The organism is Parageobacillus galactosidasius, assembly GCF_002217735.1.
GTDB lineage: Bacteria > Bacillota > Bacilli > Bacillales > Anoxybacillaceae > Parageobacillus_B > Parageobacillus_B toebii.
This window is the reverse complement of the sequence record NZ_NDYL01000001.1, coordinates 1,105,381-1,119,429: the sequence shown is the minus strand read 5'-3', so window position 1 is coordinate 1,119,429 and position 14,049 is coordinate 1,105,381. Positions and strand designations below refer to the sequence as shown.

Here is a 14,049-nt window from a genome sequence, read left to right as displayed (position 1 = left end):
GAACCATAAAAGATTCGCGCTCTTTCGTTTAGCGGCGGCGATTGCGATTGCGAAGAAAAGCAGGAATGTCAAGCGGATCTTCGGCTTGCGCGGAACGCAACGCCGCATAATCTTGTACGGCTTCTTCGTGTTTTTCCCGTTTTGGTGCTGCTGTTACTTTCGGAATCGTACCAATTCCAATACGGGATGGGCGCGATTGTGATGCCACATTTTCATTAAACCCAGTCGCAATAACCGTTACAATAATTTCATCTTTTAAGTTTTCATTAATGACCGAGCCGAAAATCATATTAACATCTTGGTCAGCCGCAGATGCGACAATATCGGCAGCTTCTTGTACCTCATAAAGGCTTAAATTCGTGCCGCCGGTAATGTTCATCAAAACACCTTGTGCTCCATCAATCGATGTTTCTAACAATGGACTAGAGATTGCTTTTTTGGCCGCTTCCGCCGCCCGGTTTTCCCCGCTTGCAATCCCGATGCCCATTAGCGCAGAGCCCTTGTTGGACATAATTGTTTTCACATCGGCAAAGTCTAAGTTAATAAGACCTGGCACTGCGATTAAATCCGAAATACCTTGTACACCTTGACGAAGAACGTTATCTGCTTCACGGAATGCCTCTAACATCGGTGTGTTTTTATCGACGATCTCTAGCAAGCGGTCGTTTGGAATGACAATTAATGTATCGACTGCTTCTTTCATCGCGGCAATACCACTTGCTGCCTGTGTCGCCCGTTTTCTCCCTTCAAATGTGAATGGACGGGTAACGACACCAACAGTCAATGCTCCTAATTCACGGGCGATTTGAGCAATAACTGGAGCAGCCCCAGTTCCTGTTCCACCGCCCATTCCTGCAGTAACGAACACCATATCAGCGCCTTTCAGCGCTTCTTCAATTTGCTCCTTACTTTCTTCCGCTGCTTTTTTCCCTACTTCCGGATTTGCACCTGCGCCTAAACCGCGCGTTAATTTTGCGCCAATTTGCAGCTTTGTTGGTGCTTTCGATAAATTTAACGCCTGTGCGTCCGTATTGACAGCAATAAACTCAACACCTTGTACACCGTGCTCAATCATTCGATTTACAGCGTTGTTACCGCCGCCGCCAACACCAATCACCTTAATCGTTGCCATTTGATCAATTGTAGTGTCAAACTCCAACATAACTAAATCCTCCCAAATTCAATCTCTATTCAAAGAAATACCCGAAAAATTTTTTTACTTTTTTTCCAAGAGTCGCTTCTTTCTTTTTTTGTTTCGGTTGTGATTGCTTTTGCGGATGTTTTTCAACAGGCTCCGCAACCGATGCAGCAACAGGAACCGATTTCCCTTGCAGCATCGCTTGTTGATAAGCAAACTTGATCAGCCCTACTCCTGTCGTATACTGCGGATCGCGCACACCTATATAATCAGGCATAGCAATGCGAACGCTGCTTCCTAATACGACATGAGCCAATTCTAATATTCCTGGCATATTTGCTACTCCGCCAGTTAGCACATAGCCGCCTGGCAAATCACGAAATCCTAGCTTGCGGATTTCATGTTGAACCATTTGAAAAATTTCTTCCAGCCTTGCCTCAATAATATCGGCAATGTCTAATTGACTAAATTGCTGATGCTGATCAGTCCCGATAACCGGCACGATAAATACTTCTTCTTCAGAAGCATAGTCATAAAAAGCATGTCCATGCTTTAGTTTAATCCTTTCTGCATCTTCCGTCGATGTTCGGAGCCCGATCGATAAATCTTTTGTAATATGATCCCCTCCTACTGGCAAAACGGAAGTGGCCTGTAAAAATCCTTGTTCGAAAATAGCGATAGTCGTGGAACCGCCACCGATATCGACTAACGCCACCCCTAAGTTTTTCTCATCGTTTGACAAAGCAAGAGAACCAGCAGCAAGCGGCTGCAGGCAAATATCGCTTATTTCCAGTCCAGCTCTTTCTACACAGCGGAGTAAGTTATGTAAAATCGTTTTCGAACCGGTAATAATCGTTCCTTCCATTTCAAGACGGACACCGAGCATTCCGCGCGGATCGTTAATGCCATCTAACCCATCAACGATAAACTGCCGCGGAATCACGCCAATAATTTCCCGATCTGGAGGAATCGATACGACTTGCGCGGCATCCATCACGCGCGCAACATCTTCATCGGTAATTTCGCGGTTTTCACTGGAAACAGCAACGATGCCGTGGCAGTCTTGAAGCTGGACATGATTGCCCGTCACACCAACAATGACACGGCGGATCGTTAAACCAACCATCCGTTCCGCTTGCTCAACCGCTCTTTTGATCGATTGCACCGTTTTATCTATATCCACTATGGACCCTTTTTTAAGTCCTTCCGATTTTACATTTCCTACTCCAATAATGTTAATAGATTCATTTAGCATTTCTCCGATTATGACTTTAACACTGGACGTGCCAATGTCAAGACTAACGACGATCTCATTGCTGCTCATCTTTTGGTACCTGCCTACTAAAATCGTATATGCACCGCTTCCGTCTGCAACTGTGGCTTCTCATCCATTTTCTTGCGGCCCTATTACGTATTTTAGTAAGCAGTGACACCTCCTTTAAGCTGAAATTTATATATCTCGTATATGCCACACAATTGCGTTATTCTCTATTCATCTTTTAATCTATAACGGATACGCTTGCTTATCATCAGCAATGTTAAAAAGCGAACCAATCATTTTTTACTCCATATATTCAACATTTTAAGAAACTTTCCCTTTTTTCCAATTAACTTTTTTCACGGTTCTGTCGCCTTTCCATCCATTCGGCAAGAAGGAGGCGGCGAATGACAGCGATATTTTGAAAAAGGCGCACCCCAAATGCAAATACAGCTGCTAAGTACAAGTCTACACCAAGATGGACACCAAGAAAAGTTAAAGTTGTAGCCAAAATAATGTTAAAAAAGAATCCTGTTATAAATACTATTTCGTCATATGTTTGCTGTAAATGGGCGCGGAGTCCACCAATTAATGTATCAAATGCAGCAAGGATTGCAATGGATAAATAATTGGAATATTCGTCAGGGACGCGCAAATCGCTCAAAAATCCTACTATTAAGCCAACGAATAAGCCGATGAGCGGGAGCCACATATTATTTCTCCTCCTTTTCGGCTTTTACCGTTTCCATATATTTCACGTTCCATTTTTCTTTAGACGGCGGAATAACCACCGATGTCAACGGTTCAGAAATTGTAAGCTGCAAATTTTCAACGACAAAATCATCACGAATTGTCGATACTTTTAAACGATTACATAACATTTCTGCATCATCTGCGATTACTTTTACTGTAATTGGCAATGAAGAGATTTTGCTATCTCCGATTTTCGTCGCACCATTAACATCGCGAATCGCCGTCGTGTTTGTAATCCGCTCCTCGGCAATAGCAATTTCTTTCGCACCGTACATGTTTAATTCATTAATAAGCCGGTGCAACAGTTCAGGCGACACCGTTTCCGCAATGGGACCTACGTAATGATCCGAATAAAATGGTTCAATTGTCAAAACAATTCCTGGACCTTCTGTTTTCGTTAAACCAGCTTCCTGTTCCAATTCACTTACTGTTTCATGCAAAACGGCTTCTTGATTAGATCGCTGCTTTTGCTTGTAATTCCGTAATTTTTCCTCATAATCCCCGATTTCTAATACAAGTTGTCGCTGCAATTGTTGTTCTTTTTTTAAATCAGCGCGCAGCTCCCAAATATCACGTGTATCGCGAACTTTAGGATGTGACGTTGTCTGAAGTTGAACAGCTAGCATAAATCCAAAAATGGCCGTAATACAAGTAAAATAGATCGTTTTTTTCCGTTCCAATCATCTTCACCATTCTTTCTGCCGAGGCAATTTATGGATGATTAGCATGAAAGATAGGATCTAACACTATTTCATCTTTACTAGCAATCCTTACAATTATGTTATCTTGAATAAGCTGATCCTTTACCCCGCCGGGAATGTTCAAAGCGGAAGCGAGAACCGTTGGATTGCCAATTGCGGAGATGACAAAAGGGGCTGCGTGTTGCGTGCCATCTACTTCGATTACGGGACCATTGCAAACAATATACGAACGATGGGAAATTCGTTGCCCATTAATGGCGATTGCTTCTGCTCCGGAAATGAGCAGCTCATGAATGACTTTAAAGACATGTTGTTCGTGAACAATGTAGTCTGTCGCACTTTGTTCAGAAGGAATATAAGATGCATCCGATAACGTTATTTCAATTCCTTTTCCTTTTACTTTCGCCTCTCCAACATACATGCGTAGTTTTTCTGCTTGTTTTGCCAAATCCGTATACGATGTTTGTTGTTCTGCCAACGCTTTTTCCATCTCCACAACTTCATTTTGTTTTTGTACTAACTCGTTTTTTAATCGTCGATTTTCTTTCTGTATCTTAATCAATCGCTCTCGGTAATCATACTCCTTTTGCCATTGCCGATCTGTTATATTTCGCTTTGATGCTTCCCTTTTTGTATATTGATAAGAAAACGCCAGCATAGATCCTAGTATAAAACAGATAAAAGAAAGGATGACACGGTTACCTTTCCGCTTTGTCATTGTCATCCTCCTTTTTCGGTTGTTTATAAGCGGTAAAATAATTGCTTACTTCTAAATGGATTACCCCTTTTACGTTTGGATCTAATTGCTGGACAATAGACGGATACAATGACATTTTATCGGCAAAATTTTGTACGTTCGCACTCACTTCAAAACCATCATTCATATAAACAGTAATATGATAACGGTTATCATCGCTCGGTGTATAATGAATTTCAGAAATGGCGTTTAATATCGATGGGGAAAGCTGCGCCAACTGTCCTGCGATTTCTTGAATATCTTCTCCCTTTTTCCAATTAATTAAAATCGGCGCATCGCTTGGCGCGGTTTTTGATGTGTGTTTCTTTAGTATGTAACCATTTTCTAAAAGCGGAAAAAATGTTTGTTGGTCATAAATATAAGCGATTCTCCTCCGCTCTTTCACATGAATGATGATCGTATTTGGGAAATGTTTTTCCAATGATACGCTCTTCACTTCCGGATGTTTCTCCACATTCCGCTTAATTTCGTCTTCTTTTACTTTCCAAAAGCTTGTCCGTTTTGTGATGCCGCTTAACTGTATCACTTGTTTTGCGGAAAGATGATGATTTCCGTTTACTTGAATATGACGGACATAGCTTAATGGTGATTGAAAATAAATCATGCATAAAATGAGAAGAAAAAAGAAAGAGATATACGCGATTAAACGACGATTCGCTTTTTGTCTCCGCCGTTCCTTTAATTTCGGCACCCGTTCCTCAAGAACAACGATTTTTTTTCCTTTTTCCAAAGCCATTCACCGCTTTCCGACATAAGCTCGAAAGCACATCTATAAAAACAAACGGCACACCTCGATGCCGTTGTATTTCTATGTTCGATAAACATAGACAAACTCAATTTTATTATATCATAGCATTATAATATATAGAGAGATAGATTTTACAACTTCCGGCCAATAATTTCTACTTCTGTCCGCAAATGAATGCCATGCAATTCATGAATCGTTTTTTTCACAAACTGAATTAAGTCCAGTACATCTTTTGCTTTTGCTTTTCCTGTATTAACGATAAAATTGGCATGCTGTTCAGAAATTTTCGCGCCGCCAATCGTATATCCCTTTAAACCAGCCTCTTCAATCAGTTTTCCAGCATATTGCGGCAAAGGATTGCGGAATATGCTGCCCGCACAAGGTTTATCCCACGGTTGTGTCTCACGGCGATAATCTTTGTTTTTCCGCATTTTTGCAACAATTTCTTCACGGTTCCCGGAAGTAAGCTGAAGTTCCGCTGCTATACAAATTCCACGTCTTTTTGTTTGCAACACAGAAGTGCGATACGCAAATTGCATTTCCTCATTCGTCAGCCATTCCATCATCCCGTCTGGAAATAAAATTAACGCCCTTTTTACGATTTGTGACATATCGGAGCCGTGCGCCCCCGCATTCATATAAACAGCTCCCCCGACCGATCCAGGAATTCCGCCGGCAAATTCTAAACCAGACAACCCTTGTTTGCTCATTAACGTGGCAAGGCGTACTAATGAGTATCCTCCACCGACCGTAACGGTTTCCCCATCAACATGTAATTCATCTAACCCTTCGCCAATTTTGATTACAACCCCTTCGACCCCTTCGTCAGAAACAAGTAAATTCGAACCACGGCCAATCGCGCGCCATGGCACTTCATGCTTTTTTATAATCGCCATTGTTTTTTTCAGGTTTTCTACACTATCTGGTTCGATCAATACATCTGCAGGGCCGCCAACTTTTATCGTCGTATGGTTCGATAAAGGTTCCATTTCCTTCACTTTCCCAACGTTAGCGCTTAATAATTCATTTACCATTGCCTTCATCGCTTTCATCTCCTTTCCCAAACCGCCTATGTATATACGTATGCTCCTTTCATCGTAGATGTCACCTTAACAAAATGAGAGGGTGTCTCTCTAATTTGAGAGATACCCTTCTAGATCGATGAAACTTGAACATTTTGTTTTTTGGTTGTTGGATGCAACGCAACGAATTGGTTTTATTAATATTTTGCATGCTTGCTAATGTTTAGTAAAACCCCAATTGCCATTAACATAAGCGTTAATGATGAACCACCATAGCTTAAAAACGGCAGCGTAATTCCCGTTACCGGCATTAATCCTGTAACAACGCCGATATTAATCATTACTTGAATGGCCACCATCGAAATAATGCCGATGGCAAGAAAACTTCCATACAAATCCGGCGCCCCAAGTGCAATACGCACTCCGCGCCAAAGCAGCAAGCTAAATAAAAGTAAAACAAGCGACCCGCCAATAAACCCAAGTTCTTCTGCTAAAATCGCAAAAATAAAGTCAGTTTGCGGCTCAGGCAAATAAAAAAACTTTTGTCGGCTTTGTCCCAGCCCTAAGCCAAACAAACCTCCAGGGCCAATCGCATATAGCGATTGAATAATTTGAAACCCGCTTCCAAGCGGATCTTCCCAAGGATTCAAAAAAGAAGTAATCCGCTTAATTCGATATGGCGCTGACAAAACAAGAGCAGCAAATCCTGCCAGTCCAAGTATTCCTAATCCGATAAAATGGCTGATGCGCGCACCAGCAACAAAAATCATTGCAATACATGTGCCGACCATTACGGTGCCGGTTCCTAAGTCCGGTTGAAGCATGATCATTCCAAACGCAAAAAACACAAGTGCCAAAGCGGGAAGCAATCCTCGTTTAAACGATGTAATATTTTTTTGGTTTTCCGACAAGTACTTTGCCAAAAAGGCAATCATTGCAAGTTTCATAAATTCGGACGGCTGAATGGAAAACGCCCCAACACCAATCCAGCTGCGTGATCCATTGCGAACCATTCCGACTCCGGGGATTAATACGAGAACAAGCAACAAAAAACAGACGATAATAAGCACTTTCGACCAGTCGCGCCATGTCCAATAATCAATATTCATAATAAAGAACATTGCAATGACTCCCGCGCTGGCAAACAAAAGCTGACGTTTTGCAAAGAAAAACGAATCATGAAACTTATATTCCGCCCAAATGGCACTGGCGCTATACACCATAATAAGCCCAATTGCCAACAACGAAAACGTAAGGATAATCAGCAAAAAATCAGGCGTAGACTTTTTCCGCGGCAATGCCCAACACCTCTACTTTTCTAAACTAGGAGAGAAAAGGCTGTCCTTTCTCTCTATTTCAACTTATGCACGGCATTGATAAAAATGTCTCCTCTTTGTTCAAAAGTTTTATATTGATCCCAGCTTGCACATGCCGGCGACAGTAAAATGACATCACCTGGTTCGGATAGTTGATAAGCAACTGGTACAGCTTTTTCCACATTATCGACATATTCAATCGTTTCTATTCCTGCCTGTTTAGCGACACGAGCTATTTTTGGCGCGGTTTGGCCAAACAATATGATTGCTTTTACGTTATGCAAATAAGGAAGAAGACCATCAAACTCATTGCCGCGGTCTAGCCCACCTGCCAAAAGGATGACAGCATCTTTTTCAAAAGCGGACAGTGCTTTTTGTGTCGCAAGAATATTGGTTGCTTTGGAGTCATTGAAAAACTTTCTCCCATTAATAGTAGCAACATATTGAAGCCGATGCTTCACCCCTGTGAATGCCGTTAAGACTTGGGAAATAGCTTTATTGTCTACGCCTACTAATTTTGCCACAGAAACAGCTGCCAATATATTTTCCAAATTATGTTTTCCTGGAAGTACTATATCGCTGACAGCAATTACCGCTTCATCGTTCCAATAGATCAAACCATCTTTTATATAAGCACCGCGGTCTAACACTTTTGTTGTCGAAAAAGTAACTTTTTGTGCATGAATGTTCTCAGCAAGCTGCATCACAAGTTCATCATCTGCATTAATGACCGCATAATCATCATTTGTCTGGTTTTTAAAAATATTTGCTTTTGCCTGTGCATAAGCTTCTTTTGAACCATGGTAATCTAAATGGGCATCAAAAATGTTTAATAAAACGGAAATACGCGGGCAAAAATCGCGAATTCCCGCTAGCTGGAAGGAGGAAAGTTCCGTTACAAGCCAATTGCCTGCTTCCGCTTTTTTTGCCACTTCACAAGCAGCCATCCCTATATTTCCCGCAAGCAGCGGGCGTTTTTCTCCTTCACGCAGCATCTCAAAAATTAATGTTGTAGTTGTTGTTTTTCCATTGGAACCTGTAATCCCAATAAAAGGTGCCTCCGAAATGTGATACGCTAACTCCACTTCTGTGACAACGGGCAATCCTTTTTCCATTGCTTTTTTTACCATTGGATTCGTATATGGAATGCCAGGGTTTTTCACAACAAAATCAAACGGCTCATCCAAGAGCTCAAGCGGATGCCCGCCGCAAATCACTCGGATTCCCATTTGTTCTAGCTGTTGCGCTTCTTTATTTTCTTCAAACGTCTTTTGATCATTTACCGTGACGTTGGCACCTAGCTCATGAAGCAGTTTTGCCGCTGCAAATCCGCTTTTTGCCAAACCAATGACTAACACCTGACGTTGTTGATAGAAAGCTGCCTGTTTCAATTAAATCCACACCTCGATATAGATTCCTAGCATTGCAAATAATAAGCCGACTGCCCAGAATGTGACGACAACACGCCACTCCGACCAGCCAATCAACTCATAATGATGGTGCAACGGGCTCATGCGAAATACACGTTTTCCCGTTGTTTTAAATGAAATGACTTGAATAATAACGGACAGTGTTTCGATAACAAATACACCGCCAATAACAACAAGCAATATTTCCAACTTCGTTAAAATTGCCACTGTAGCAATCGCGCCGCCTAACGCAAGCGACCCGGTATCTCCCATAAATACTTTTGCTGGATGGGCATTAAATACTAAAAATCCTAGTACAGCCCCAACAACGGAAACACAAAAAATAGCGATATCATATTGGCCTTGGTTCCAGGCAAGAACGGCATAAGCGCCGAAAGCAATGGCCGCTGTCCCAGCCAATAAACCATCGAGCCCGTCGGTTAAATTGACCGCATTCGAACCGCCGACAAGCATGAAAATAAGCAATAACACATATCCAAAGCCAAGATTAATAGAAAGATCTGTCCCTGGAATATGTAAGGCAGTAGAAAAACCACTGCGCTGATATACAAAATAAAAAACAATTGCAATAATTAATTGCCCAATTAACTTTTGTCTGCTCGTCAACCCAAGATTCCGTTTCATCACCACTTTAATAAAATCATCCAAAAAGCCAAGCAATCCATAACCAATCGTTACAAAAAGCAATAAATATGTTTCAACGGAAAGAGTTGCAAATTTTCTCGTCATCAATAACGTTGTCACAACGATGGAAAGTAAAATCATAATACCTCCCATCGTCGGGGTGCCTGATTTTTTTTGATGCGATTTCGGTCCTTCTTCCCGTATGCTTTGCCCGAATTTTAACCGTCTTAAAAACGGAATAAACAATGGCGATAATATAACAGTAATCAGAAAGGAAAGAACAATGGCTAAAACAATGACTTGCTCTAGCATGATCGGTCACATCCTTCTTGTCCTTGAACACGCATCCATTTCTGTTGCAGCCGTTTAAGAGCAGCGAGCACCGCTATATCATATGAATGATTTTGTTCATTATGAGCAGAAATGGTAAGGTTAAACTTTGTTTTTTCGCTCTTATTGTTTTCCCATTGCCCATACATATCTAAAAGCTCCTCTAATGCTTGAATTGGTGATGAAACAAAAAAGACCGGAAACTGATTTGGAATGTAACGCGGCAATTCATCGCCTTCTTGCCAAAACGCGGCGATTGCTCCATGTTCAATCGCAATTTTTAACGTTTCCATCCCATGCCCAAGCGGAACGAATAACCCTTTTGGGGCATGTTCATAAGGATCTACAAACACATGGTGAAACGTAATCGCATCATCGACAATGCCACGAGCCTGTTTACATAACCGTTTGACCATTTCATATGTCAACATATGTTCTTCCGCTCCTTAATCGCTTCCCGGGCAACAAGCCGATCATCAAAATCAATGACGCGATCGCCAATAATTTGGTACGTTTCATGCCCTTTGCCTGCGATTAAAATAATATCTCCTTCTTGCGCTTGTTCAATCGCGTAATAAATCGCCTCCTTGCGATCGACAATCGTTACATAACGCTCGCTGGAAACACCTGCTTCCATATCGCGCAAAATTTGTTCAGGCTCTTCGGAACGCGGATTATCAGAAGTGAAAATGGCCACATCGGCGTATTTGACCGCTGTTTTTGCCATAAGCGGCCGTTTTGTACGGTCTCGGTCACCGCCGCAGCCAACAACAACGTAAACTTTTTTCTGAGCAAATTGCCGAATTGTTTTTAAGACATTTTCCAAACTATCTGGCGTATGAGCATAATCAACGATTACTGTAAAGTTTTGCCCTTCATCGACTGTTTCAAACCGTCCCGCAACCCCAGAAATTTCTTCAATCGCCTCTACAATAACAGAAAATGGAATACCAGACACAAGAGAGGCGGAAACAGCTGCGAGCAAATTATATACGTTAAACAATCCGATTAACCTTGTTTTGACCCGAACAGTACCGTGCGGTGTGATCAGATCAAACGACATTCCGCTTGGAACAATATCAATTCGCTTTGCCATAATATCGCTATCTGTTTCAATTCCGTATGTAATAACGGTTGCAGCCGTCATATGCTTATAATATTGTGAAGCAGGATCATCGTTGTTTAATACCGCAAACTTTGGCCGTTTGTGATCATAACGATTTCCGAGCTGGGAAAACAGCAATCCTTTCGCATTGCGGTATTCTTCCATTGTCTCGTGGTAATCGAGATGATCTTGCGTTAAATTAGTAAACACAGCAACATCATAGTCACAGCCGTGCACGCGTCCCATATGAAGGGCATGCGAAGACACTTCCATGACCGCAACATCGACACCTTCGTCCACCATTTGTTTAAACGTTCGTTGCAACAGCAACGATTCTGGCGTCGTATTTTTCGTTGGATACGTATCATCGCCAATTTTAATATGCACCGTTCCAATTAGCCCCGTTTTTTTATTCGCCTTTCTAGCGATGTGCTCTATTATATGAGTCGTTGTCGTTTTCCCATTTGTGCCCGTAACCCCGATTAAATGTAACTGATGGGTCGGCTGTCCGTAAAACGCATCGGCAAGCACCGCCATTGCGCGCCGGCTATCACGAACGACAATAACGGGCGCATCTACATCAAGTGGTCGTTCGGCAATGATGGCTACAGCACCATTTTCGACTGCCTGTTTCGCAAAATCGTGGCCGTCCACTGTAAATCCTTTGATGCAAATAAATAATGATCCTTTTTTTACTTCTCTCGAATCCATTTCAATGGAAGTAATTGTCGGGTTTTCACCGACATACGTTGTAAAATCATGCAAATACGAAAGCAGCGTCTGCAGCTTCATTTTTGTTCATTCCTTTCGCTTCATAGTCCTTTAGAAGAAAACAATGAAAAGCGGAAAAAAGGGGCGAGATAGGATATATGACAACTTACATCAGCCGCCCCCTTGATACATCGATATATTGATCGCTTTCATCGAACTTCTTTTTTAGAAGACGTCTTTGATGCTAAGTAAATGCGAATAGTGGAACCTTCTTTCACTTTCACCCCAGGTTCTGGGGCTTGCTCAATAACAACATCACCTTCTCCACTAACATCTAATTTTAAGTTAAAAAGTTGCTCTTGCAAGTCTTTTTTTGATAAGCCGATTAAATTTGGAACTTCGACCATTTTCGGATCATTCCACGCCCGTTCTTTTTCTATTTGGCCTTTGCGTGGTTTCACGCCAAGTGTACGTAGACTATCCTCCATAATTTTTCCGACGATTGGAGCAGAGACGACACCACCGAATTGAACCGTTCCTTTCGGATTGTCGACAGCAACATAAACGACAAGCTGTGGGTCATCCGCCGGTGCAAATCCGATAAAAGAAACGATATGATTATCTTTTAAATATCGGCCGCCTTTCGCTTTTTGTGCTGTTCCTGTTTTTCCGCCAACACGATATCCCTCTATATAGGCACCTTTTCCTGTCCCTTGTGCAACAACGCTCTCTAGAGCATAACGAATTTGTTTCGACGTTTCCTCGGAAATAACGCGTCGCTTCGCCTTTAGTGTATTGCGGCTTACTACCTTTCCTGTTTCAGGATCAACCCATTGCTTCGCAATATATGGCGTGTACAAAATTCCACCATTTACTGCCGCAGAAACAGCTGCCACTTGCTGAATCGGTGTCACCGACACCCCTTGCCCAAAGGCCGTTGTTGCTTGTTCGACAGGCCCAACGCGTTTCAAATCAAATAAAATTCCGGTTCCTTCCCCCTGCAAGTCAATGCCTGTTTTTTCACCAAAGCCAAACTCCTTAATGTAGTGAAACAATTTTTCTTTCCCAAGGCGTTCCCCTAACTCTACAAAACCTGGGTTACAAGAGTTTTGCACAACTTCTAAAAAAGTTTGCGATCCATGCCCGCCTTTTTTCCAGCAACGTAATGTTGCACCGGCAACTTTTACATATCCTGGATCATAAAAATGATCTTTCAATAAATTTACTTTTTTTTCTTCCAACGCCGCAGCAAGCGTAATAATTTTAAACGTCGAACCAGGTTCATACGTACTCCAAATCGGCAAGTTGCGGTTATAAATTTCCGCTGGGACGTTTCGATAGTTTGCCGGGTCAAATGTTGGACGGCTCGCCATTGCCAAAATTTCTCCCGTATTCGGGTTCATTGCAACTGCAATAATGCCGTCTGGATTATACTTTGCTTCGGCAATATCGAGTTCCCGCTCCACGATTGTTTGGATACGCGAATCAATCGTAAGCACTAAATTTAACCCATCTGTTGGCGGCGTATAATCATCTGCCATATTAGGCATTCTTTTTCCTTTTGCGTCCGAATAAAATTGCACCGAACCGCGTTGACCGCTCAATTCTTTATCATAATAGAGCTCTAATCCCATCAAGCCCTGGTTATCGATGCCGGTAAATCCTAAAACATGGGACAAATAACTGCCGAACGGATAATAACGTTTCGTATCTTCCGCGATATATACCCCTTTTAAGCCGAGTGCCCGAATTTCTTTTGCTTTTTCATTCGATATTTTCCTACCTTCTGGAATACGCTCGATCGACGTTTTTTTCGTAATATGTTTATACGCTTTTTCGACGGGCATATTTAACACTTTCGCTAACTTTTCTGCCGTCTCGGCCGGATTTTCAATCTGGCGCGGAATGACGTATACTGTTGGAGCGCTCATATTCGTAGCGAGCGGAACGCCATTGCGATCCAAAATTTCTCCGCGCTTCGGCTCAAATGGAATATTTCGGCTCCATGAATCTTTCGCTCTTTCTGTTAACATATCACCTAATATAAATTGAACATATCCGAGACGAATGTCAATAATCGCAAAAATAAACACCCCAACTAGAAACACGATCATTAGCCGTTTGCGGACAGTGACGTGGGAAACACGCATATAGTG

Annotated in this window: 13 protein-coding genes; all 13 read right to left on the bottom strand. The window is 42.1% G+C overall.

Annotated features, from left to right (window positions below; genetic code table 11):
- Window positions 1-28: 28 nt before the first annotated feature.
- The 13 genes from ftsZ to B9L23_RS05880 all read right to left on the bottom strand — a co-directional run bounded on the left by ftsZ (window position 29) and on the right by B9L23_RS05880 (window position 14,043).
- The gene (gene ftsZ / locus B9L23_RS05940) at window positions 29-1,162 is read right to left on the bottom strand and encodes a cell division protein FtsZ (protein WP_062753470.1); all 1,134 of its coding nucleotides are present in this window, start codon (window positions 1,160-1,162) and stop codon (window positions 29-31) included.
- Window positions 1,163-1,187: 25 nt separating this feature from the next.
- Entirely contained in the window at window positions 1,188-2,462 is a 1,275-nt protein-coding gene (gene ftsA, locus B9L23_RS05935; RefSeq protein WP_015863362.1) for a cell division protein FtsA, read from the bottom strand.
- 283 nt (window positions 2,463-2,745) lie between these two features.
- Window positions 2,746-3,108: a small basic family protein gene (locus B9L23_RS05930; protein ID WP_015863361.1), complete on the bottom strand. Its 363-nt coding sequence runs from the start codon at window positions 3,106-3,108 to the stop codon at window positions 2,746-2,748.
- Window position 3,109: 1 nt separating this feature from the next.
- A complete protein-coding gene (locus B9L23_RS05925) occupies window positions 3,110-3,829 on the bottom strand; it encodes a DUF881 domain-containing protein (protein ID WP_089097043.1) in 720 nt (239 codons plus the stop codon).
- A 31-nt stretch (window positions 3,830-3,860) separates the two neighbouring features.
- Complete coding sequence (locus B9L23_RS05920) at window positions 3,861-4,568, bottom strand: DUF881 domain-containing protein (protein ID WP_081189425.1); 708 nt, start codon at window positions 4,566-4,568, stop codon at window positions 3,861-3,863.
- Complete coding sequence (locus B9L23_RS05915) at window positions 4,549-5,343, bottom strand: cell division protein FtsQ/DivIB (RefSeq protein ID WP_062753478.1); 795 nt, start codon at window positions 5,341-5,343, stop codon at window positions 4,549-4,551. The genes B9L23_RS05920 and B9L23_RS05915 overlap by 20 nt, the downstream gene beginning before the upstream one ends.
- Before the next feature lie 143 nt (window positions 5,344-5,486).
- A complete protein-coding gene (gene murB / locus B9L23_RS05910) occupies window positions 5,487-6,398 on the bottom strand; it encodes a UDP-N-acetylmuramate dehydrogenase (protein WP_062753480.1) in 912 nt (303 codons plus the stop codon).
- 176 nt (window positions 6,399-6,574) lie between these two features.
- Window positions 6,575-7,675 carry a stage V sporulation protein E gene (gene spoVE, locus B9L23_RS05905; RefSeq protein ID WP_062753483.1) on the bottom strand — a complete coding sequence of 367 codons (1,101 nt, stop codon included), beginning with the start codon at window positions 7,673-7,675 and terminating at the stop codon, window positions 6,575-6,577.
- A gap of 53 nt (window positions 7,676-7,728) precedes the next feature.
- Window positions 7,729-9,084, bottom strand: a complete 1,356-nt coding sequence (murD, locus tag B9L23_RS05900) for a UDP-N-acetylmuramoyl-L-alanine--D-glutamate ligase (protein WP_081189426.1) — start codon at window positions 9,082-9,084, stop codon at window positions 7,729-7,731.
- Window positions 9,085-10,059 carry a phospho-N-acetylmuramoyl-pentapeptide-transferase gene (mraY, locus tag B9L23_RS05895; RefSeq protein ID WP_062753487.1) on the bottom strand — a complete coding sequence of 325 codons (975 nt, stop codon included), beginning with the start codon at window positions 10,057-10,059 and terminating at the stop codon, window positions 9,085-9,087.
- Window positions 10,053-10,508 (bottom strand): hypothetical protein, encoded by a 456-nt coding sequence (locus B9L23_RS05890; protein WP_062753489.1) that lies wholly within the window; start codon window positions 10,506-10,508, stop codon window positions 10,053-10,055. The genes mraY and B9L23_RS05890 overlap by 7 nt, the downstream gene beginning before the upstream one ends.
- Window positions 10,502-11,974 (bottom strand): UDP-N-acetylmuramoyl-L-alanyl-D-glutamate--2,6-diaminopimelate ligase, encoded by a 1,473-nt coding sequence (locus B9L23_RS05885; RefSeq protein ID WP_062753491.1) that lies wholly within the window; start codon window positions 11,972-11,974, stop codon window positions 10,502-10,504. The genes B9L23_RS05890 and B9L23_RS05885 overlap by 7 nt, the downstream gene beginning before the upstream one ends.
- A 128-nt stretch (window positions 11,975-12,102) precedes the next feature.
- Window positions 12,103-14,043 carry a stage V sporulation protein D gene (locus B9L23_RS05880; RefSeq protein ID WP_089097042.1) on the bottom strand — a complete coding sequence of 647 codons (1,941 nt, stop codon included), beginning with the start codon at window positions 14,041-14,043 and terminating at the stop codon, window positions 12,103-12,105.
- Between the last annotated feature and the right edge of the window lie 6 nt (window positions 14,044-14,049).